Below are 22276 nucleotides of genomic sequence, written 5' to 3'. Positions count from 1 at the left end.
GGCTGCGATTCACTTTGGGTCGGCTGATGACCACGACTTCGGCTGACCTTCTTTTTCTGTCGGGACTGGAGGCGCGGCCCTCAATGCCTGCCGCGCTATGACCATGCTTATCAAGACCACGGAAAACAGTCGCAGCGTTTGGCTGGCGAGCACGAAGCCCGTGTCTGCGTGCGTTTCGACAGCGAGGATCGCCATCGCGTCAAGGCCACCCGGGCTTGTCGCGAGATACATCGAGAGGAAATCAATGCCCATAAGCTTCGCGAGACCCCAGGCGGAGCCGGCACACAGCAAAATCAGTGCGATAGAGCTGAGGACCATCGCTGGTATCTGCCGCCAGACGTACGCGACGGTTCGTTGGTCAAATCTGAGGCCGATGTAGCACCCGATCAAACCGTAGCCCAGGCTGAAGATCCAGCCCGGAAGATCAATGGTCATTGCACCTGAAAGCTGCAGACCACCCCCAAGCATGAGTGGCACCAGCAGTGCACCCGCTGGCAGCCGTGTTCCGGCTGCGACGCCGACCAAAATGACGCCGAGGCTCAACGCCAGGTCAATCAGGCTTCCTGCCGGGCCCATATTGGCGGCTCCCGAGGAGGGCGTATGTGCCCCCAGAAGATGGCTCACAAATGCTCCGACCATTACCACGCAAACCACCCGGACGTACTGCATGGTCGCTACCACACGTGCATCAGCGCCATAATCTTCCGACATCGCCACCATCGCCGATGCAGCACCGGGTGCTGTTCCCCACGCTGCTGTTGCTTTGGACAGACCACTGAACCGGATAGCTCCCAAACCTACCAGTGCGCTCATGGCCAATGTCAGGGCGGTAACGCCCAGCATCTGGTGCCAGGATTGAGCGAGTGTCTGAATGACTGGCCAGGTCATCGAATGTGCGACCAGCACGCCTACGCATCCTTGGCCGAAACGAAACGCATGACGATGAACGCGGATGGTCACCCCCAGTAGGCCGCAGGCGATACCCGCTAGCATGGGGCCGAGAAACAAGCCTGCGGGAACGTGCAGGTAATGGAGTAACTGCCCGGCAGCGCCGGCTGCGAGAACCACGCAAAGCCACTGCAGCAGGGAAGGCTTGGAGGTTGAAGAGGGTTTTGGCACTTGAGAGTCCTCGGATGCTGTGCCTGGCAATTATCCGAGGGGCCACCAGGCGCGGTCCATTTGCTGTTTTTGATGAACCGATTACCGAGAGTTATGAATCATGGATCTTAGGGACCTCACTTACTTCGAGACCATTGCCCGAACGGGCCATCTCGGTAAAGCAGCGGAGCTGTTGCACAAGAGTCAGCCGGCGCTCAGCAAGAGCATTCAACGTCTCGAAGAAGCTTTGGGCGCGCAGCTCTTCAGGCGGGACGGTAGAAGAATCAAACTCACCGAGGTGGGCGACCTCCTGCTGAAGCGTGGGCGTGAGTTACAGCTGAGCATCGCGCAAACCGAGAGAGAGGTGCGAGACTTTGCCAACGGGCAGATCGGGACCATACGGTTGGGCTGTTCCGCAAGCATGGCCGAACACCTTCTGCCACAGCTGGCCTCCTTCTTGTTGGAGCGAGCTCCCGAGCTGCGATTGAAGCTCTCGATAGGTCAGGATGACATGCTCAGGGAATTCCTGAACACTGGACGGCTGGATGCAATCATCTGCCCTTTGAGTGCAGGCGATCCTCATTTGCTCACGTTCCCTATCCTTCAGGATGAGGCGGTAGTCGTGGCCAGCGCAGACCACCCGATCTTTTCGTCTGTCATCAACATCGCCGCTCTTAGCCAGTACCGCTGGGTTTTGCCCGGCGAGGCAGTGGCCTCCAGGCGCTGGATCGACGAGGCCTTCAGGTCACATGAGTTGCCTGCTCCTACAGTCCAGATCGAAGCGAACGCTGTATCCCTGCTGCCGAGACTGATTGCCAGAACGCAATTGCTAAGTTTCCTGGCCAGGGAAACATTGGTGTCTGGACGTTGGCAATCCGCCTTGCGAGAAGTCCCTGTTCAAGAGACCACGATGACCCGGACCGTTGCGGTATCCGTGCGAGCGGAGGGCTATCTGGCACCGGCGGTACGGTTGATGGTTGATTTGCTGAAGACAGACGGGAAGCGGTTTTTCTCCGAAGTCTGATGCCGATGGGGAGTAAGGTTTGGCACTGGCCTTCGGTAAGCCGCTGCCGAACCCACCTTCCTCATGCCTACGCTCAGGGCGATGGAGACCATCTATTGAGAGGCCCTCTCTCGTCGGGCAAACTCCGGTTGCTTCAATGGCCGAAAACAGGAGTTTACGGATGCCATTTCCACTGACGGAACACAATGCCTTGTTGGCCCTGAAGGGCATAGCCCCGGTCGTTATCGCTCGCCTTGAGCAGATGGGCATTGACTTGCAGTCGAGCACACCTGGTGCGTAAAGCTGATCGTTTGTTTCAACTGGTAAATCTGATTCGTGTCCATCAGCCAATCTCTGCTGAACGACTGGCTAGCCGAATTGGCGTTTCCGTGCGCTCTATCTATCGATACATCGACGACCTTTCGTTCAGTGGCATACCGATCTATGGTACCGCCGGCGTGGGGTATGCCTTGGATGCTGATTTTGAGATGCCGCCTTTAACGTTGAACAGGCTCGAACTGGATGCATTGATGCTCGGGATGGAAATGCTATCAGCGTCCGCCGATAACGATTTGAGTGCGGCTGCGGGGAGGTTGCTGAGCAAGATCTCAGCGTCCATAGTCCATCACAAGGTTGACCCCAGCACGGCAAAAATCCGGGCACTTGGAACAACAACTTCCTCGACGCGTGGCCATCTGGCAACCCTTCGAAATGCCATCGAAAACCATCAGGCGCTGAAGATAAGCTATACCCGTTTGGACGGTGCGGTTTCGCAACGTCTGATTTTTCCCCTTGGCCTTTTCTACTGGGGAGGAAAGTGGACAGTTGGAAGCTGGTGCAATGCCAGGGCGGCTTACCGCGATTTTCGGGTCGATCGCATAACCTCCATCATGATTGCCCAACAACCATCACCCGACAATCCTGCCCTTGATCTCCAAGCGTATATGAAGCACCAGGCAAACCAGTGGAAAGCGATCACGCCTACTGACACTACGCTGTCAGTATGAGCCACTGATAATTGGGCCTTCTTGACACACAGAGGGTCATCCTATGCAGCACTCATCTCATGTACTGGAATTAGCCATTTTCAAGGTCAAACAGGAATGTCTTGCGCAAGTTCCAGTGCTCCGCGCAGGGCTTCGTGAAACGTTAAAGACCTTTCCTGGCTTGATCGAGTACCGGGCCTACTGCCCTATGGATGACGATCGAGTCTTCGCGGACTTGGCAATGTGGGACAGTCTTGAGAACGCACAAAAAGTGGCAAAGGCGTTCAACGATGGAGATCCCAGATTTTCTGATTATATGTACGCCATCGAAAGCCTGACGTTCATGAGTCACCTCGTACCCGAGGTAAGTTGACCCCGACAGTCTGCCAGAGCGGGCAGTGGCACCGAAGCCGATCGTGTCCCGGAAAGTGGTGTGACGTCGTCGGTCGGACAGGGGCTGTGAAACGTGTATGTGTAGACCAGGACGGGCGCTTAGCGGCTCCCGTCCTGGTTTTCATCAGTGCGCGTACTGGGCTTTGGCAAAAGTCGCAATGGCGTCGGCCATAGCCTTGGGTTGCTCAGGTGCCATCGCATGCCCTGCATTCTTGAGCACCACAACCTGAACCCGATCGCCCAGCATGCTGTGCAGCACGCCCGAGAACCGGCGTGGGGCAACTGTGTCGGACTCTCCCTGCAGGTCCAGGATCGGAGCCTTGCCGGCAGCGAAGTAGTCATCTACCGGGGTGGTATTGCGTGCGTGGGACTGAGCGTCATGGGTTTCGTCGTGCCACCCACCGAGCCATACCCGTGGGTCGTTGCCTGGGGCGAAGAAGGCTTTGCGCAGGTAGACCAGGCGCTGTTCTTCGGAGAGGGACATGTCACCGGCGCCATCGATGGCCTGGCGCATTTCAGCGTTGATGGGTTTCTCTGTCGATCCTGGTGGGACCTTGCCGGCAGAGGCGGCTGCGAGTACCACACCACGCACCAGGTCGGGCCTGTCGGCCGCCAGTTGCCGAGCCGGGAAGTTGCCCCAGGCGTGGCCTACGACCACCACAGGGCCTTGTTTCTCGTGTTCGACCACTGCCGCGATATCTCGGGCAAAGTCATGGATGGACAACCTGTCCATCGGGCCTTTGCTTTGGCCGATACCGCGTGGTTCCGGGCGTACGACCCTGAACCCATCTTGCTGCAGGTAATTTGCCACCTGGTCATAGTCACGACCCGAGCGCCCCAGCGAGGGAAGCATCACGATGATCGGTCCTTTGCCTTGGGCGTTGACCTCGATTTGCACATTGTCGTAACGCACGATTTCCTGCTGCACTGCTTGGAGTGCGGCAGGAGTGCTAGCCGTCGCGAAAGACGCTGCCAGGGTCAGGGATGCACCCATGATGAAGCGATATAGCGTTTTCATTTTTTATTTTCCTTGGGCAGTTTGGATGGGGGCAGGCTCTAGACCGCTTTCCTCAAGCAATTTGTGCGCTTCGGTGCTGTTGAGGTACGCGATGAACTCACGTGCAACTTTGGCGTTGTCGGTGGTGCTGGCCACGGCTGCATGGAAGCGGCTGACCTTCTGCACTTCTTCGGGGAGGGGGCCTAGGTAATCCACACCAGGGGTCACCTTCAGTTCGCTGATCTGCTGCATGCCGATATCCGCTTCGCCACGGGCAAGCGCAGTGCCCACCAGTTCTTTACCCTGGATTTCGACGCTTTTGTGCTTGACGAGATCGGTGATGCCCAAGCGCGCAAACAGCTCTGTGCGGATGTAGACACCGCTGGTGCCTTGGGAATATGCGATCTTGTCCGAGCTCAGCAGCGCGGCACGCAGGGCTGGTACCGTGGACACATCCAGATGTGGATGGCCTTTTGGCACGCCTACGCCGATTCGGGAGTCAGCGATTTCCTTGCGAGTTGCCATGTCGAAAGCCCCGGTCGGGCCAAGCAGGTCCAGGGTCTCGCTGGCCATGATGGCCAGGTCCATAGGCTCCTTATGCCTGATTCTCTGCGGTATGGCGTCTGGGGAGTCTCCCAACGAAGGTCCCCAGCTGATACTGAGTGTGTTGCCACTGGCTTTTTCGTACGCCGGTTGCAAGTGGGCCATAGCCCCTTTCAACGCGCCGCTCGCGATTATCTTGAGTTCGGATGCCTCAACGCCGGCAGAAAGGGTCAGAAGGCTTGCGAGGCCAGTCGAGAGCAGTAGCGGAGCAGGTCTTGTTTTTTTCATATAGCTACCTTCGGAAGGGCGCCCTTCAGGCGCCGCGAGTGTTGACGAACAGCGAGTACAACGAGGTTGTGGAGGCCATTAGCAGGCGATTGCGCCGCGGGCCACCAAAGCAGAGGTTGGCGCATCGCTCAGGCAGATCGATGTGACCAATGGGAGTACCGTCAGGCGAGAAAACTCGGACACCATCCAGGCCAGGTTCAGGGGCGCCCCAGCCACACCACAGGTTTCCATCGACGTCGACGCGTATCCCGTCCGGCAGGCCAGTGCCTGCATCGATGAGCGCCCTGCGCTCGCTGAGCTGGTGCTGATCATCGACGCTATACGCAACGATGCGGCGTGGACGAGCTCTTGACTCGACCAGGTAGAGGGTCTTCTCGTCAGGCGAGAACGCGAGCCCATTGGGGCCTTCAACATCTTCTGCAACGCAGTGAAGCGTTCCGTCCGGGGTCAGGCAGTACACGTTAGCCGGCAGCTCTGCTTCGCCCTGACGCCCCATGTAATCGCTGACCAAACCGAAGGGCGGGTCTGTGAACCAGATGCTGTCATCCGACTTCACCACGATGTCGTTCGGGGAGTTGAGCGGTTTGCCATCGAAGTGGCTCGCCAGAACGGTGATGCAGCCGTCATATTCCGTGCGCGTGACACGCCGTCCACCGTGTTCACATACGAGGAGACGGCCTTGCCGATCACGTGTCATGCCATTGGCCTGGTTGGCCGGTTGGCGAAACACCCCCATGGCATCCGTGGCCTCATCCCACCGCATGATGCGGTCGTTGGGCAGGTCTGTGAGGAGCACGTATCGGCCATCTGCGAACCAGGCCGGCCCCTCGGCCCATCGCATTCCGCCACCCAGGCGTTCTACCTTTGCGTGGGCAAGGCGGTAATGGGCAAAACGTGGATCAAGCTCCCGTACGGCCGGATCGGGCACACGGGTGCTTGGACGCCAATCTCTATCGTCCATTCTTCGTTTCCGTCAGTGTGTTCAGGCGGGGAATGCTTAGCGGTACAAGCGAGCCGGATTGTCGACCAGTACGGCCTGCCTCAGCGTCTGGCTGTCGCATACCTGTTGAAGGAAGTCGAGCAGTTGACGGTCATCCGGAGGAGCACCCTTGATGTTTGGATGCGGCCAGTCAGACCCCCAAATCGCTCGATCCGGGGCGAATTCGAGAAACTCCCGAACGTGATCCAATGCTTGCGGCCATGGGCCAGGCTGGCCCTGCATAGCGCGATCGATGCCGGAAAGTTTGATCCAGTGGTCCGAATGCTCAAGGTGCTTTCTCAGAGCAGCAAACGCCTCTCGATCGATGGGTTTCGTGAAGTCTGGGCGCGCCATGTGGTCAATGACCAGTGGTGTCTTCAGGTCCTTCCACTGGTCCAGGAACGGCAGCAAGGTGTGCAGTTCTCCATGTACCAGCACATGCCACCCGAATGGAGCAACCCGCTCGGCGAGCTGCCGCAATTTTTGAGGGTCCCGTGCGCCGGGCAAATGTCCCATCAGATTGAAACGAATGCCACGTAGCCCGCCATCGTGCAGGTCCTGGAGTTGCCCATCCGTGGTGGTCTCGTCGATCAGACCGACGCCGCGGTAGCGCCCGCCGCTTTCAGCGATTGCAGCCAGGATAGCGGAATGATCAGTTCCATAGGGCGCAGCTTGAACCAGGACGCCATGCTCGATGCCCAAGCGCTGATGCAATGCAAGGAGATCGGAAAAGGGGGCGGGTTCCGGGGTGTATGCGGCGTTGGCTGGAAGCGGGAAACGATCCCAGGGGCCGTAAATATGGGTGTGGCAATCCCACATCCCGGACGCAGTGATTGGACTGGACACGGTGGCTCCAATTGTCTGGCCGATTGCTTCGCCGAGCAGAGGGATACCTGCTGCAACGATCGTTGTTTGCTTGATGAACAGGCGATGCGACGCCTGAACGTGGAGTTGATCGTCCATGGTGACTTGCTCTTGTTGTTCGTCGGTGGACGAGGGCCTGGTCGGCCCCTTTTGAGATCAGCCGCAGCGGACAGTCATGCCGCCGTCGACGACGATTTCGGTACCTGTCACGAAACGCGACTCATCACTGGCCAGGTACAGTGCTGCGTAAGCGGTATCACGACCATCGCCCATGAAGCCCAGTGGGATGCGAGCCAAGCGGGAGTCGAGCAGTTTGTCGACGTCGCCGCCGGTACGCTGCCCTGCGAGACGGACCTCGACCATAGGGGTGTGAAGCTGGCCGGGTACCACGGTATTGACGCGAATACCTTTGGCTGCGTACTCAACGGCAGTCACACGGCCCAACTGGATGACACCGGCTTTGCTCGCGGCGTAGGCAACTTGCGCAGAACCGGTGAAGCGGATACCCGAAGTCGAAGCAGTGTTGATGATCGAACCGCTGCCTTGAGCTTCCATTACCGGGATAACGTGTTTGCAGGTCAGATACACACTTTTGAGATTCAGGGCGATCTGAGCGTCGAACTTGTCCTCTGGCAGCGCTACTGCACCACCCGCAGCCGAGCCGCCGACGTTGTTCACCAGGATATCGACAGTGCCGTAGGCTTTCGTACACGCCTCTACCATGGCGGCCACTGCCGCGCTGTCAGTGACGTCGCAGGCATGCGGGGTAACGTCACCACCGGCTTCACGAATCCGACCCAGTGTTTCCTCCATGGCCCCGAGGTCGCGATCGACTGCGAAAACCTTGGCACCGGCAAGGGCAAACAGTACAGCTACAGCACGGCCATTACCCCAGCCGGCACCCACACAACCTGCGCCGGTGACAATCGCGACCTTGCCTTTCAAGCGATCGCTGGTGGGAATAACTTCAGTCATGGGGTAATCCTCAATTCAACGTGGTAGGCAATTCGGGCGCAATGCCAGCCGGTGGTGGCACTTCGAATACCTTGATGGTCATGGAAATAAGCGTGTAGTAGCCGGCAATGCCAACGAGATCCACGGCGGCATCGTTGCCCAGCAGCTCGGTGAACTCTTTGTAGAGGCCGTCGCTAACACTGCGGCTATCGTGGAGCTCACGAATGAAGCGATACACCAATGCTTCATCGGCTTTGTTGAAGTTCGGTTCTTCACCGTCGCGGATTGCGTCGATGATCTCCAGTGCCAGCCCTGCTTCGAGGGCGAAGGGCTTGTGTGCCGCCCACTCATATTCCGCAAGCCAGTGACGTCCCATCAGCAGGATCGCCAATTCGGAAAGGCGTGGCTCCAGGCAGCTGTCATAGCGGCAGTAGCGTCCAAGCGCCTGGGCGCACTCAGCCAGTTCTGGCCGATGGAGCCAGATGGCCAGTGGGCCACGTACGCCTTTCCTTGGACCGTTTGCAATGCGGTCGAAGACAACGCGCTGTGCATCATTCAGTTGTTGCGGATCGATGGGAGGCAAGCGATTCATGGCCATTCCTGTTACGAGTGCTGAGTTTGCGATTGAGCGTGAGACTGGCCCTTGGAGGCGGTATCCGGCGCCACGACTTGAGCTGCACTGACAGCCGATGGGCGCAGCAGGCTGCGGCCAGGTGCACGACCCGTTTCACGTTCGAATGCCTCTGGGTCAAACGCGCCTTCCCAGCGGGCAATGGCGAATACGGCGATCGTGTTGCCGACGATGTTGGTCAGTGCAGTGGCGGTGGCCATGATTCGATCGATACCGAAAAGAAGGCCCAGGCCGCTAAGAGGCAGGGTCTGAACGGATTGCAGGGTGGCAGCCAGCTTGATGAACGCACCACCTGCGACGGTGGTACCGCCTTTGGAGGTAATACTAAGAATTGCCAGCAGGCCGGCTTGTTGCCACAGCGAGAACGGCGTGTCCGTTGCCTGTGCAATGAAACCGATGGCGATCGCCATGTAGATGGCGGTGCCGTCCAGGTTGAAGCTGTAACCGGCCGGTAGTACGAAACCAACGACGACTTCATCACAGCCTGTGCGCTTCAGTTTCTCGATAAGGCGCGGGAAAGCGACCTCGCCGGATGCAGTGCCGAAGACGAGCAGGATCTCATCGCGGATCAACCGCAGCACGGTCATGAACGGCAAGCCAACCGACCAGCTGATGGTGCCGAGCACACCGAATACGAACAGGAGCGAGGCGGCGTAGTAGACGGCGATGAGCTTGAGAAGATAGAGCAGGGTGTCGCCACCGTAGCTACCGATAGCGGCGGCCATGGCGCCGAATGCGCCAAGGGGGGCCAGCTTCATGATGAAGCTGAGCATCTTGAAGAGGATGGTTTGAGCCTCGTCAATTGCACGCACTGCTACGGACTCAGGACCGCACGTACGATTGATAGCGATACCGGCCAGGACTGAGATCAGCAGGACCTGGATGATGTCGCCTTTGGCGAAGGCATCTACAAGGGTGTGCGGGATCAAGCTGAGCAGATAGGTGATGACCGAGACTTCACCTGCTGCGGCTGTTGCCTTGATGGCGGCCGAGGACTCATTCATCCCGGTTGCATGCAGACCTACGCCTGGCTCGATGACGTTCACCAATACGAAGCCTACGAGCATCGCGATGGTGCTGACGACCTCGAAATAGAGAAGCGATTTCACCCCAAGTCGGCCGAGCTTACGCATGTCTTGAACGTGGGTGAGGCCATGCACCAGCGTCACGAAGACGATGGGAGCCAGCATCATTTTCAAAAGGGCGATGAACGCTTGGCCGAGTGGTTTCATGGCAGTGGCCCAGGTGGGCGCGGCGAAACCGAGGATGACGGCAGCGACAAGTGCTATCAGCACTTGAACGTGGAGTTTCTTCAACTGGTTCATGGTAATTCCTCGCCCACGGAATGGGCGTCATTGTTCTTGTGGTTCGCATGCCGGGATGGCCATTTCCACTGGCATAGCTATTGGAAGTGAGCATAGAGATCTGGTGTAACCGGTGCAAAAACCTTATTTTGATAAAAAGCTATGCCAATTAAGCATGGGGTGAAAGGTGGATATCCGTGAGCTTCGTTCCTTCGTCAAGGTTGCCCAATGCGGCGGATTCAGCCGTGCTGCGAGGGAGTTATTCATCGCCCAGCCGGCGCTCAGTCGACAGATTGCAAAGCTGGAGGAGCAACTGCAGGTCGAGCTTTTCACTCGGCATGGGAGAGGTGTGGAACTGACGGCAGCAGGCGCTCGTTTGCTGGAGCGCGCAGAAGTCATGCTGCGTTATATGGAAGACACGGCAGACCATGTGCGCAACACAGCGGATGAGGAGCGGGGACATCTGGCGATAGGCCTACCCCCGGCGATTGGATCGATTGTCGGCCCTCAACTGATTCGTAAATTCAAGGAGCGATGGCCAAAGGCGTCGCTGCACGCGCTCGAAGGCCTCAGCACATCGCTTCAGGAATGGTTGCTGGAGGGCCGCATCGATGTGGCGGTTGTTTACAACCAACCCTTGGTCGAGGCATTTGACGTACGGCCATTGTTCAGCGAGCGGATGGTGCTGGTTGGCCCACCCGGCGAGGTTTCGCGTAACGTTCGCCTGACTGCGCTTGGCGATTTTCCTTTGATTTTGCCAGGGTTGCCGCATAGCAACCGTCGCCTGGTGGAGCAGGTCGCCGCGCAAAACGCAGTCCGTCTGAATGTCGTGCTTGAGGTAGATAGCGTTAGCCTGACAAAGCGGCTGGTCGCTGAGGGGCTTGGCTACTCGATTCTCGCGCATGCGGCTGTTCAAGACGACATGAACAGTCGTGCGTTGGTAGGTCACGCAATTGAAAGGCCTGGTATCCGTTCAACCGTCTCATTGACCAGACTACGCGAGCGACGCAGCTCTCGTCTGGCCTTGAGCTATGAAAAAATCTTGCTAGAGGCCCTGGAGGAATTGGTTACGGCGGGTGCCTGGAAAGAGGCAACCCACTGGCTGGCGCAGTGAAAGACGTGTTCGGACCTGTGCACGCTCGGTATCAGACCTCTAGGCTCTGTACGAAAAGCCTTGATACTTGTTCATGCTGCGTTGAAAACAGCCTCGGAATGCTCATGTACTCCAGTACACTCCGCTTCCTCGGCTGTTTTCGCCTTGCCTGACCTGCGTCTCAAGACTTTTCGTACAGAGCCTAGTGCCCGAACGGGTATTTCACCGTCAAGGCACCCTGAAAAAGAGCCATGCTCAATATTCATGAGTAGCTATCGATACATGGTATTTGTCAAGGTTTGTTAAATGCATAGTCTGCTGTCAGCGAGGAAGGTATCCGCCTCCGCATCTCAGATAAAAACAAGAGGTATAGACCATGCGTTCTACATACTTTGCGACTTCACTGACGCTGTTAGGTTTTTGCTTGGCTAGCCAGTTTGCCCACGCCAGGAATGACGTATCCGTCCTGACTGCCAGCAAGGGCGATGTCCACATTGAGGCGTTGGTCCAGGGCTCTGGAAAAACCATCGTCATCCTGCCGTCCAAGGGCCGTGGCGCTCACGACTACGATCAGGTAGCCAGTTACTTGGCTGATGATGGCTACCGCGTCATTCGACCTGAGCCGCGGGGTGTCAATGGAAGCCAGGCTCCCATGGACACGCCGACGTTGCACGACTTTGCTGCCGATGTTGCGCTGGTGATGGACAAAGCACACACCGGGCCTGCAATTGTCGTCGGTCACGCCTGGGGAAGTCAGCCAGCCCGGGTCCTGGCGGTTGATCGCCCAGATCTTGTGAAAGGCGTTGTATTGGCTGCCGCCTCTATTGGCAAGTTGCCTCCGGGATCGTCGGAGAAGCCCTACGGCAGGATGGTTGAGGCCATCAAGGGCGCGGGGAATTATGCTTTGCCTGAAGCTCAGCGTCTCAAGTACCTTGAACTGGCATTCTTCGCCCCTGGTAATGATGCGCGGGCTTGGCTGACTGGCTGGTATGACAAAACCCATGTGGCTCAGGATCACGCCCGGGATACCACGGCCGTTGAAAGTTACTGGTCTGCCGGAAACACAGTGCCCATTCTGGACCTTCAGGCTGAAAAGGACGCCGTGGTAATTCCCGATATCCTCAAATCCATGTTGGGTGATCGCGTTGAACATCAGGTAATTGCCGGCGCGGGTCATGCGTTGGCTCCTGAGCGACCGAAGGAAATGGCTGATGCGATTTCCAGGTTTGCCGACCGGGTCTACGCAAGCAAGGACTGAGCGCCCCGGCTTGACTCGCTGAGGGGCCACACAACTTTAACGTGAACATCTATCCTGTTTCAGAATCTGGCCATCGCGGATGGCCAGTCCGGACTTTCTGACGAAGCGCGTAGTTGAAGCATGGCGTACCTGACAGTTGAACATCGGTTGGCTTTGCCACTTTTGGTGGAATGCGTTCAATGATGGGCTGGTGCTGCTTTCTCCACCGCCTCAGAACCGTCTACTCTGGAAATGGTACAGAGCCTAAGTACCGGATCATAAGCTTGTCATCATCCCTTCATCCCACCTGCTTAGGCTGAAGGTGATACCTACAAAGGCAAAATGAGCAAAGAGGACGCAGGGCAATGGACGAATACCAGGAAGAACTACTCGAAACCCAGGCTTACGAACTGGACACCCCGGAACCGGCCGACGACGCCACCGAACTCTAGCCCGGCTGCCGCTGGCTACGGCGGAACTCCCCCGGCGTGAGGCCCGTCCAGCGCTTGAATGCGCGCTGGAAGGCCTCGGCCGAAGCAAACCCCAACAGATAGGCAATCTCGCCAAAGGCCAGCGCCGTGTCACGGATGTAGGTCTCGGCCAGGTCGCGCCGGGTTTCGTTGAGCAGGTCGCGAAAACGCGTGCCTTCCTCGGCGAGCTTGCGGCGCAAGGTCCAGCTTGGCAGTTGCAGTTGCTGCGCCACTTCTTCCAGATCCGGTTCACGGCCGCCATTGAGCAGCGGGCCCAGCAGGTGAGTAATGCGCTCACCCAGGCTGCGCACCCGCGTGCGCTGCAGCAACTCTGCTTCGCACAGCTGCAACAGGTGCTGCCAGGTACTCGGGCAATGCCCGGGGTTGGCCAGTTGCAAGGTGGCGCGGCTCAGGCGCAGCTGATTGCCGTCGGCGGCGAACTGCACAGGTGTGCTGCAGAGCGGTTGATAGCGCGCAGCATAGGAGGGCGCGGCAAACTCGATGTCCAGGCGTTCGGCTTGCACCGGGGTGCCGGCAAGGTCGGTTAACTGGGCCAGCCAACCGGCCAGCAGTGAGTCGACCACGAAGCGGTTGTAGTCGTTGTAGGGGCTGATGGAGTAGAAACGCAGCCAGGCGCCCTGGTCATCTTCCTGAAAGCTGGAATGGCCGCGGTAGTTGGCCGCGTAAAGCGGCTCGAAACGCAGCAGGGTGCGCGCGGCTTCACCCAGGTTGGGGGCCTGGGCCGCAGTGACCCCGGCCAGACCTGTATGCGCCAGTCGGCTCAGGCGCCCCATACGCAGGCCTAAAGCGGCCTCACCGCTCATTTCAATGGCGGCGTGGCCCAGGTGCATGTAGCGGGGGATGGACAGGCGTGCGCCGGCCTCGCTCAGGCGTGTAGCGTCCAGGCCGTAGCGGCGCAGCAATGGTTCAGGGTCGTGGCCCAGCTCGCGCAGGGCTTCGCTCAAAGGCTGGACAAAACCAACCGACAGTTCGCCCAGGCGCACACGGGGGCGGGCCATGGGCTTACAGCCACACATTCAGCAGACGGGCGCCTGGGCTTGGGGTGCCGGCGAGCAGCGCTCCCGACTGGCGGGCAAAGCCCTGGCCACTGCTGCCCTGTTCCCAGAACTGTCCGCGCATGAACACGCTCATGCTACTGATGCCGGTTCCGGTCACTTCGGTCAGGCATTGCCAGGCCGTCTGTGCACTGACTTCGCCGCGCTGCAAGGCCAGCCCGGCGCTGGCATCCTGGTGGCGATTTCCCCGCCAGGGTGCTTGCCAGCTGCCCTTGCCACTGAGAAACGCCGGGTTGGCGACCAGTTGTACGGCTTGTTCAGTCAGTTGTCGGTGGTTGTCCGGGTACCAGCTGTCGCTGCCTACCAGTACCCCCAAGCGACCGGCCGGCGTCTGCACCACCTGAAGCGGGTGCTGGCGGCCTTCGTGGACGTAGCGGCGCATTTCACTGTCGGGAAATTGCTGGCGCTGCGGCTGGCCCAACAGCGAGCCATCGCCTGCAAACACCACGCTGCTGTTGAACAGTGGACCACGGCCGGCATGCAGCACGCCCTGTTTCACAAAGGGTTCGGGCAGCACGATCGAGCCGGCCACCAGGGTGACGCCAAATTCCTTGGCCAGGCTGCCGAACAGTTGCTGGTAGTCCATGGCCATCTGCTCGGCCTTCATGCGCAAGTGCGCATCGGCACGCCAGTCGTCGCCGTCAGCGCCAAGAACCGCGAGGCCATAGCGAAGCGGGTTGCTCAGCTCCAGCCATTGCAGGGCCTCGCGGCTGTGGCTGACCTGGTACAGCTCGTTCTTCTCGCCACGCGCCCACAGCCAGGTACCGATATGTTCCGGCAGCACCACCACGGTGCGCGGGCCCACCAGCCCCTGGGCACGGGCTTGCTCCAGATAAGCGGCGAGCTTGCGGTGCAGGCGTTGCAGGTTCTGATAGTCGCCCGGGTACAGCAGCGGCTCGATACCAAGCAGGTTGCCGTGCTCGCCCGGCACGCCATGGTTAAGCGCCAGTTCGATGCGCAGGTCGGACAGGTAGTGGCCTTCCGGGCGCTGTTGGGTCCAGAAACCGTAGCCGCAGACGGCGGCGATCATCACCAGCGCCAGGGCGCTTGCCAGGAGTTTTCGCATCAAGCGTGGGTATTCGCTAAAAGTGGAGTGGCCAGGCGGAGCGATGAAGCCGCAATCTCGAGCCTTTTGATCGGTCTGAGCAGCGCACTGCATTGATCCATGCACAATCGACTTTTGATCATACCAAAGGAATGGCGGTGGGCGTGCAACGAACCCCGGGCGTCGGGGCCCGGGGTTGTGTTGGCAAGGTCAGGCGGCCAGCGTCGCCAGGGCGAGGCGTTTGTCCTGGATGCAGAACTTCTCGAGCAACTTGAGCGAGCCGCCGAATATCAGCGCACCGGAGTAGGTGATGTCGGTCAGGACAAAGGCATCGGGTTCACTGAATGGCCATTTGACCTGGTTCGCCGCCACTTTGACCATGGGCGCTATGGACGGAATGTTGTTGGTTACCCCACCCGCCACCACGCGTTCGATGATCACGTGGATGACGATGCTGACAATGGCCACCACCAACGCTGCGATGATGCCGACGATCAATGCCATCACCTTGCCGCCCACACCACCAGCCACCGCGGTGGCCACGGCGGCAATCGCGCCTAGGATGGCTTCGGTGACGACCACCCAGGTGGCGATGTCTGTCGTGTTTTGGACATCCGGGTCTCCGACCATGGCATATACCATCACCTGTTCGCCCTTGTCGTTGACGCCCAGTTGTAGCGTCTGCTTGGTGACGATGCGGGTATAGGCCACGATACCGGGTGAGATGTCGGTGCGTACCTTGCATTCGGTACGGATATAGGACTCGTCGAAGTTGATATCGAACTTTTCAGCCACGGGATGATAGGTGATGGCACCAAACTTGACGCTGTCGAGCTTCAGGTCGTTGGCAGTGATGGATGTGCCCGCTGCATCCAGGGTGAAGTTGGCTTCGGTGGTGCCTTCGAAGATGAACGGCAATGCCGCCAGCAGTTGGTACTTGACGAAGATCTCCCGGCTGATGAGGAAGTTGGCATTATTGTCCGCAGCCAGCATCACGGCAGGCAACTGGTTCGGCAACCCGGTGGAGTCACGCTCGTTGGTCATGGCCAGCACCCCGAAGATGCTGCTTTCCTCACTGTTCTTGTCGGTATAGGCATAGCTCATGGAGGTGGCCCGCAGCCATTTGAATTCCTCGCTTTCCTTGCCCATGTTGTTGATCAGTACGGTACTGAACAGGGTGTCGAACTTCTTCAGGTTCTCGGGCTGGTTCAGCCAGTCTTCGAGTACGCCGCGCATCACGCTCTGGTCAATGCCGCTCAAGACGTTGTTCGGGTCCCTCAGGGCAATCACCGCAGCGATCGGGTCATCCGGGTCCGTCGCCTGGGTGTTGACTTGCAGTTCGTACGTGCCGTCTGAAGCTGATACTGGATTAGGCGCCGGGAAGTAACTGAGCTTGACATAGACATCCGCGGACATCCCCTGGACCTGGTAGGTTTTGCCATTCAGGCCTTTGTATGTGCCTGAGCCGAAGGGGATGCGTACCTTGACATTGCGTCCGTCGCCGCCGGTGGTAATCGACCAGGCGTCGAAGTCGGCCTTGAGCGAGAAGCTGTCGACCCCGGCGTCGATGTTGGCAGGGTAGGTTTTTTCCAGGGCGATGCGCTGGTTGAGCGCAGAGACCCGGCAGATGCTCACGGTATCCCAGCCATTGGTCGTGACCGTACTGGCCAGCGTTCCGGCATTGGTCAGTAACTGCGCGGAGCGCAAGGTGTCTTCGGAACTGTGTACAAGCGCCGCGTTGCGGTACAGCGGCGATTCGCGCAGGGTCTGGCGCGCGGTTTCATTGAGGTGATCGAGGCGCAGCGAGATGGGCTGGGCAAACCCGGCCAGCATGACCTTGCTTTCATTGCTCATGATACGGCTCCTTGTGGTGGTGGGGTCACACGTAGTTGATGACAAGGGCCTCGGCGAGGTAGCTCGACGAAGCGGTATGCGTGTCGTTGCTCCAGGACACGCAATCGATGGTGTCGGCCTTGACCGAACCGCCACGCGCGGCGATGGCATTGATCAGGTCGTCGGAGATCACAGCAGTGACGATGTGGGTGATCAGGCTGACGATGGGCGAGAGCCAGGCCAGGTACCAGGGAATATGCACTTCCTTTCTGAAGTCGGACGACTGCTTGACGAAGGTGATGGTGTTGCCATCGAGCACCAGCTTCATCCTCAGCCAGCCGTTCCACTTCATGTCGATGCCTGCGTGCAGGTCGCAGTCGCCCTGATAGTCGACGGTGATGAAGTCACCGAGCATTCGTGCAGGGTTGCAGCCGGCGAAGACAACGGGGGTGTACCAGATCGCCCCTGATTTGATGGCCTTCATGCGCAAGGTCGGTATGTTGACCATTTGCGTATTGTCGACGCGGTAGTCCTGCGCCGTGGCGCCCTGGTAAAGCTGAAGCAGCCCGGGCAGTACCAGGTGCTCCAGTACCAGGCGTGGAGACAGCACGTAGCTCGACTGCCCACCCTGGCTGATGCCTGACACATCGATATCCAGTGGCAGCTCACTGATGTCGCGCTCGGTACATACGGCCATGATCGCCAGGAAACCCGAATCGAGGTAGGCATAGGTGCATTTGCGTGGTCTGGCCCATTCCGGGGCGGTGGCTTTGCTGAAGTTGATGGTCGCGAAGGTGTGGGTGAACTGTAGGGGATGCTCGACCAGGTAGTTGCAGATACAGTCCAGCACCACGGTGGCGAAAGGGCCTAGCGAGCCGTCGGGGTCTTGCAGGGTGATGCCGCGTAGCCAGCCACCTTCGTTGTCCTGCAGGGGTTGAGTGGCTCCGGCCTTGCGCAGGAAGGCCGACTTCAACTGCATCTGGCCGTCGCCTTGTGGCAACAGCGACAGGGTGACCTCGATGATGGCAACCGCGCTAGCCAGCGAGCGGCTGGTGCCACTGGCCTCGAAAAAGCCTGAGCGTATAGGCATGCGCAGGCGCAGCAAGCGACCGCCGCCACCGTTGACGACCGACCAGCAGTCGAACACCCCGTGGCAGGCGTAGCCTTCATCCGAGGTATAGGAAAATTCGTGGTCGAGGCTGTTCCAGCTGGCTGCCAGGTCACTGTTCACGCTCTCTTGGCGAACGATGCTGATGGTGTCCCATCCTTTTGTCAGCATGAGCGAACCCTCCGGGCGCACTGAGTAGGCGCCACGTTCCATGGGTGGATGATCAAACGTGCTTGAAGAGTCTGGCAGAGCCGCGTTGTCTGGCAAATGCGCGGGGAGACTGTTTGGCGATCAAGCCAGGCGAACCTTATAGCGCTGAAGATCTGGAGCCTTCCCGACAGGTGCTGACTCTGCTGTTCATAATGATCATTAACTTGTCATTTTTGATCATTGAGGCAATTCAAACGGCTGTTTAATGTCGCAGGCAGACAAACGACGGGGCCCGCCACCCAGTGAGGTGCCCGCATTCCGTGATCACGCCATCAGGGGACCTTTCCATGGCCGCCGACCGCTACCCGCACCTGCTTGCCCCGCTGGACCTGGGCTTTACCACCTTGCGCAACCGCACCCTGATGGGCTCGATGCACACCGGCCTCGAAGAACGCCCCGGCGGCTTCGAGCGCATGGCAGCTTACTTTGCCGAGCGCGCCCGCGGTGGTGTTGGCCTGATGGTCACTGGCGGCATTGCGCCCAATGATGAAGGCGGGGTGTATTCCGGTGCGGCAAAGCTCAGCACCGAGGAAGAGGCCGACAAGCACCGCATCGTCACCGAGGCGGTGCACGCCGCTGGTGGCAAGATCTGCCTGCAGATCCTGCATGCCGGGCGCTACGCCTACAGCCCACGACAGGTGGCTCCTAGCGCGATCCAGGCGCCGATCAACCCGTTCAAGCCCAAGGCGCTGGACGAGGAGGGAATCGAGAAGCAAATTGCCGATTTCGTCAATTGTGCCGTGCTGGCCCAGCGTGCCGGTTACGACGGTGTCGAGATCATGGGGTCGGAAGGTTACTTCATCAACCAGTTCCTGGCCGCGCACACCAACCATCGCACCGACCGCTGGGGTGGCAGTTATGAAAACCGCATGCGCCTGGCAGTGGAAATCGTCAGCCGGGTGCGTGACGCGGTTGGTCCGAATTTCATCATCATCTTCCGCCTGTCGATGCTCGACCTGGTCGAGGGTGGCAGCACCTGGGACGAGATCGAGCTGCTGGCCAAGGCCATCGAGCAGGCCGGCGCTACCTTGATCAACACCGGAATCGGTTGGCACGAGGCGCGCATTCCGACCATCGCAACCAAAGTGCCGCGTGCGGCCTTCAGCAAAGTCACCGCCAAGTTGCGGGGCGTGGTGAGCATTCCTTTGATCACCACCAACCGCATCAACACCCCGGAAGTGGCCGAGGCGGTGCTGGCCGAGGGCGATGCCGACATGGTCTCGATGGCCCGACCGTTTCTCGCCGACCCTGACTTCGTCAACAAGGCCGCTGCCGGTCGCGCGGATGAAATCAATACCTGCATCGGCTGCAACCAGGCCTGCCTGGACCACACCTTCGGCGGCAAACTGACCAGTTGCCTGGTCAACCCGCGGGCCTGCCACGAGACCGAACTCAACTACCTGCCTGTACGTGCGGTGAAGCGCATTGCCGTGGTCGGCGCCGGCCCGGCTGGCCTGGCGGCGGCCACCGTGGCGGCTGAGCGGGGCCACGCGGTGACCCTGTTTGACGCCGCCAGCGAAATCGGTGGCCAGTTCAACGTGGCCAAGCGGGTGCCGGGCAAGGAAGAATTCTTTGAAACGCTGCGTTACTTCCGCAACAAGGTCAACAGCACAGGTGTCGACCTGCGGCTGAATACCCGCGTCGATGTGCAGGCACTGGTGGATGGCGGCTTTGATGAAATCATCCTGGCTACCGGCATCGCCCCGCGTACCCCGGCCATTGCGGGCGTGGAGCATGCCAAGGTGCTCAGCTACCTGGACGTGCTGCTCGAGCGCAAGCCGGTGGGCAAGTCGGTGGCAGTGATTGGCGCGGGAGGTATCGGCTTCGATGTGTCCGAGTACCTGGTGCATCAGGGCGTGGCCACCAGTCAGGACCGAGGGGCATTCTGGAAAGAGTGGGGCATCGATACCCAGCTTCAGGCGCGAGGTGGCGTGGCCGGGATCAAGGCCGAGCCGCATGCTCCGGCGCGGCAGGTGTACCTGTTGCAGCGCAAGAAGTCCAAGGTGGGTGACGGGCTCGGCAAGACGACTGGCTGGATTCACCGCACCGGGTTGAAAAACAAAGGGGTGCAGATGCTCAACAGCGTCGAGTACCTGAGTATCGACGATGCTGGCTTGCACATTCGTGTGGACGGCGGCGAGCCGCAGGTGCTGGCAGTGGATAACGTGGTGATCTGTGCCGGGCAAGATCCGCTGCGCGAGCTGCAGGAAGGGCTGGCGGTGGCGGGGCAGTCGGTGCACCTGATCGGCGGCGCGGATGTGGCGGCCGAGCTGGATGCCAAACGGGCGATCAACCAAGGCTCGCGCTTGGCGGCCGAACTCTGAGGGCGTCGGGGCTGCGTGAGCCCGATACCTGCACGGTAAACGGAGGGAGCGGGCATGCCCGCGAATTCGATGGCGGTGGCAACGGTGAACGGCGAGTGGAGATTGGCCAGCAGGCCCGGCCCTTTCGCGGGTGAACCCGCTCCAACGACGGTCTGTACCGGGCCGTCGATGCCTGCGTCGAACCACTGATGCGCGTCCACCCTGGCACTGTAATGCCCTGGCGGGGCGAGTTCATCGATTACAAGCGCTTGCGGGATTACCCTGTAAACTGCGATCCATGCATGTATTCGACCTCCCCCAAGCCCCGCTGCAATTTCTGGACTTACCCTGGCTGAATCAAGCCCAGGTCCAGGCCGCCATTCTGCGCCTGGACCTGATCGACCCGCTGATCAGCGGCAACAAGTGGTTCAAACTACGCCACCACCTGCAACAGGCTGGCGCCAGCAATGCCCCAGGCCTGATCAGCCTCGGCGGCAACCATTCCAACCACCTGCACGCCTTGGCCGCTGCCGGCAAGCGTTTCGGCTTCGCCACCGTCGGCCTGTTACGCGGCCATGCCCAGGACACGCCAACCGTGCGTGACCTGCAGGCGCTGGGCATGGAACTGCATTGGCTAGGCTACGGCGGCTACCGTGCACGCAACGAACCCGGCTTCTGGGAACCTTGGCAAGCGCGCTATCCAGGCTGGCACTGCATCCCCGAAGGGGGCGGCGGGCTGGCCGGTGCGCAGGGTTGCGCACTGATCATGCAGCAGGCGCGCGCGCAGATCGCGGGATTGGGCTGGTCAGACCATGACGCCTGGTGGCTGGCTGCCGGAACGGGGACTACCTTGGCCGGCCTTGTACTGGCCGAGGCGGGTGCACATGCCGTACATGGTGCGCTGGCAGTGCCCAGGGATCATGGGGTGCCAGAGACGGTGGCAGCACTGGCCGGCACGCACGGCTACCAGCTACACGACGCCTGCCGTGGCGGTTTCGGAAAATTCGACGATGAGCTACTGACCTTCATCGCCGATTGCGAGCGGCGCACTGGCGTGCCGCTCGAAGCCCTCTATACCGGCAAGGCTCTGCTGGCCTTGCGTGATCAGGTTGCTGCCGGGCTGTTCAAGCCCGGCAGCCGCCTGATCTTCGTACACACAGGTGGCCTGCAGGGCCGACGTGGTTACTTGTAGGGCAGCATGCGCAACAGCGTGTTGTCGCGCTGCACATAGTGGTGGTAAAGCCCGGCCAGTGCATGCAGGCCAATCAGCCAGTAGCCCCAGCTGCCAATACGCTCATGCCAGCCTTTGATGAACTTGGCCTGGTCCGGATTCGGGCCGATCAGATGTGGCAGCTCCAGGCCGAAGAATGGTACCGGTTTGTCAGCGGCGCTGAGAATCAGCCAGCCGGCCAGCGGCAAGCCGATCATCAGCAGGTAAAGCGCCAGGTGCATCAGGTGCGCCAGGCCGGTCTGCCAGGCTGGTGGTTTTGGCACGATGGGCGGAGTCGGGCGGCTCAGGCGCATGGCCAGACGCAGCCAGACCAGCACGAACACGCTCAGCCCCAGCATGAAGTGCAGGTCCTTCATCAGGTTGCGTTCGACGCTGTCCTTGGGGAACAGGCCACGCAGTTCGATAAGGGCATAGACAGCGGCCAGCAACACCAGCATCAGCCAATGCAGGGCGATGGACAGGCGCGCGTAATGGGTCGCGGGGTTGGATGAAACCATGATCGGTCCTCGTCATCAGGTCGGAATGGCGCTCTTGCTGGCGCTCAGGAACCATTGTAATGGTTACCAGAAACGAATCTTTGCGCTGGGTCTGTGAAAATTGTGTTGCCAGCCACCGGCCCCTTCGCGGGCA

General features: G+C 59.8%; 20 protein-coding genes and 1 pseudogene. 8 read left to right on the top strand and 13 right to left on the bottom strand.

All coding sequences use genetic code 11. The features are described 5' to 3' along the window. Positions 1–9 precede the first annotated feature (9 nt). Positions 10–1119 carry an AbrB family transcriptional regulator gene (locus ACF8RA_RS23960; RefSeq protein ID WP_392514216.1) on the bottom strand — a complete coding sequence of 370 codons (1110 nt, stop codon included), beginning with the start codon at positions 1117–1119 and terminating at the stop codon, positions 10–12. A 100-nt stretch (positions 1120–1219) separates the two neighbouring features. Between ACF8RA_RS23960 and ACF8RA_RS23955 the strand changes: the two genes are divergently transcribed. The 4 genes and pseudogenes from ACF8RA_RS23955 (at position 1220) to ACF8RA_RS23940 (ending at position 3460) form a co-directional block, all read left to right on the top strand. Next, entirely contained in the window at positions 1220–2122 is a 903-nt protein-coding gene (locus tag ACF8RA_RS23955) for a LysR family transcriptional regulator (protein ID WP_392514215.1), read from the top strand. A gap of 160 nt (positions 2123–2282) precedes the next feature. Beyond that, a pseudogene (locus ACF8RA_RS23950) lies at positions 2283–2375 on the top strand (helix-hairpin-helix domain-containing protein); the annotation flags it as partial. A 19-nt stretch (positions 2376–2394) separates the two neighbouring features. Continuing rightward, on the top strand, positions 2395–3108 hold the full coding sequence (locus ACF8RA_RS23945) for a YafY family protein (protein WP_176684507.1): 714 nt from the start codon (positions 2395–2397) through the stop codon (positions 3106–3108). Positions 3109–3151: 43 nt separating this feature from the next. Continuing rightward, the gene (locus tag ACF8RA_RS23940) at positions 3152–3460 is read left to right on the top strand and encodes a hypothetical protein (RefSeq protein ID WP_392514214.1); all 309 of its coding nucleotides are present in this window, start codon (positions 3152–3154) and stop codon (positions 3458–3460) included. 144 nt (positions 3461–3604) lie between these two features. Here the strand turns inward: ACF8RA_RS23940 and ACF8RA_RS23935 are convergent, their stop codons facing one another. The 7 genes from ACF8RA_RS23935 to ACF8RA_RS23905 form a co-directional block, all read right to left on the bottom strand. After that, positions 3605–4498, bottom strand: a complete 894-nt coding sequence (locus tag ACF8RA_RS23935) for an alpha/beta fold hydrolase (RefSeq protein WP_392514213.1) — start codon at positions 4496–4498, stop codon at positions 3605–3607. 3 nt (positions 4499–4501) lie between these two features. After that, a complete protein-coding gene (locus ACF8RA_RS23930; protein WP_392514222.1) occupies positions 4502–5185 on the bottom strand; it encodes a substrate-binding domain-containing protein in 684 nt (227 codons plus the stop codon). Positions 5186–5333: 148 nt separating this feature from the next. Further along, positions 5334–6269 (bottom strand): SMP-30/gluconolactonase/LRE family protein, encoded by a 936-nt coding sequence (locus ACF8RA_RS23925; RefSeq protein ID WP_176684503.1) that lies wholly within the window; start codon positions 6267–6269, stop codon positions 5334–5336. A gap of 36 nt (positions 6270–6305) precedes the next feature. Continuing rightward, positions 6306–7250, bottom strand: coding sequence for an amidohydrolase family protein (locus ACF8RA_RS23920; RefSeq protein ID WP_392461014.1), 945 nt, complete (start codon positions 7248–7250; stop codon positions 6306–6308). A 57-nt stretch (positions 7251–7307) separates the two neighbouring features. After that, positions 7308–8126 carry an SDR family NAD(P)-dependent oxidoreductase gene (locus ACF8RA_RS23915; RefSeq protein WP_392514212.1) on the bottom strand — a complete coding sequence of 273 codons (819 nt, stop codon included), beginning with the start codon at positions 8124–8126 and terminating at the stop codon, positions 7308–7310. A 10-nt stretch (positions 8127–8136) separates the two neighbouring features. Further along, entirely contained in the window at positions 8137–8697 is a 561-nt protein-coding gene (locus ACF8RA_RS23910) for a carboxymuconolactone decarboxylase family protein (protein WP_176684501.1), read from the bottom strand. 11 nt (positions 8698–8708) lie between these two features. After that, positions 8709–10061, bottom strand: a complete 1353-nt coding sequence (locus tag ACF8RA_RS23905) for a cation:dicarboxylate symporter family transporter (protein ID WP_392514211.1) — start codon at positions 10059–10061, stop codon at positions 8709–8711. Between the two features lie 166 nt (positions 10062–10227). Between ACF8RA_RS23905 and ACF8RA_RS23900 the strand changes: the two genes are divergently transcribed. Then, positions 10228–11154: a LysR family transcriptional regulator gene (locus tag ACF8RA_RS23900; RefSeq protein ID WP_392514210.1), complete on the top strand. Its 927-nt coding sequence runs from the start codon at positions 10228–10230 to the stop codon at positions 11152–11154. Between the two features lie 355 nt (positions 11155–11509). Further along, a complete protein-coding gene (locus tag ACF8RA_RS23895; protein ID WP_392519642.1) occupies positions 11510–12391 on the top strand; it encodes an alpha/beta fold hydrolase in 882 nt (293 codons plus the stop codon). A gap of 427 nt (positions 12392–12818) precedes the next feature. Here the strand turns inward: ACF8RA_RS23895 and ACF8RA_RS23890 are convergent, their stop codons facing one another. The 4 genes from ACF8RA_RS23890 to ACF8RA_RS23875 form a co-directional block, all read right to left on the bottom strand. Then, on the bottom strand, positions 12819–13859 hold the full coding sequence (locus tag ACF8RA_RS23890) for an AraC family transcriptional regulator (RefSeq protein WP_392488471.1): 1041 nt from the start codon (positions 13857–13859) through the stop codon (positions 12819–12821). A 4-nt stretch (positions 13860–13863) separates the two neighbouring features. Further along, the gene (locus tag ACF8RA_RS23885) at positions 13864–14982 is read right to left on the bottom strand and encodes a nitrilase-related carbon-nitrogen hydrolase (RefSeq protein WP_392514221.1); all 1119 of its coding nucleotides are present in this window, start codon (positions 14980–14982) and stop codon (positions 13864–13866) included. Between the two features lie 189 nt (positions 14983–15171). Further along, entirely contained in the window at positions 15172–16815 is a 1644-nt protein-coding gene (locus ACF8RA_RS23880; protein ID WP_176684496.1) for a TULIP family P47-like protein, read from the bottom strand. 25 nt (positions 16816–16840) lie between these two features. Then, the gene (locus tag ACF8RA_RS23875; RefSeq protein WP_245354941.1) at positions 16841–18073 is read right to left on the bottom strand and encodes a TULIP family P47-like protein; all 1233 of its coding nucleotides are present in this window, start codon (positions 18071–18073) and stop codon (positions 16841–16843) included. A 326-nt stretch (positions 18074–18399) separates the two neighbouring features. On the opposite strand from ACF8RA_RS23875, the gene ACF8RA_RS23870 reads away from it, so the two are divergent. Together ACF8RA_RS23870 and ACF8RA_RS23865 are read left to right on the top strand one after the other, a co-directional pair. Beyond that, a complete protein-coding gene (locus ACF8RA_RS23870) occupies positions 18400–20436 on the top strand; it encodes an FAD-dependent oxidoreductase (protein ID WP_392488475.1) in 2037 nt (678 codons plus the stop codon). Positions 20437–20713: 277 nt separating this feature from the next. Beyond that, positions 20714–21607, top strand: a complete 894-nt coding sequence (locus tag ACF8RA_RS23865; RefSeq protein WP_135192511.1) for a 1-aminocyclopropane-1-carboxylate deaminase/D-cysteine desulfhydrase — start codon at positions 20714–20716, stop codon at positions 21605–21607. Here ACF8RA_RS23865 and ACF8RA_RS23860 read toward each other — a convergent pair. Next, the gene (locus ACF8RA_RS23860; protein WP_176684492.1) at positions 21598–22143 is read right to left on the bottom strand and encodes a cytochrome b; all 546 of its coding nucleotides are present in this window, start codon (positions 22141–22143) and stop codon (positions 21598–21600) included. The genes ACF8RA_RS23865 and ACF8RA_RS23860 overlap by 10 nt on opposite strands. Positions 22144–22276: the final 133 nt, after the last annotated feature.

Source organism: Pseudomonas sp. FYR_5 (assembly GCF_043106315.1).
GTDB classification, from domain to species: Bacteria; Pseudomonadota; Gammaproteobacteria; order Pseudomonadales; family Pseudomonadaceae; genus Aquipseudomonas; species Aquipseudomonas putida_Y.
Note: the sequence above shows the minus strand (reverse complement) of the source record. Positions and strands in the feature narration are given on the sequence as shown.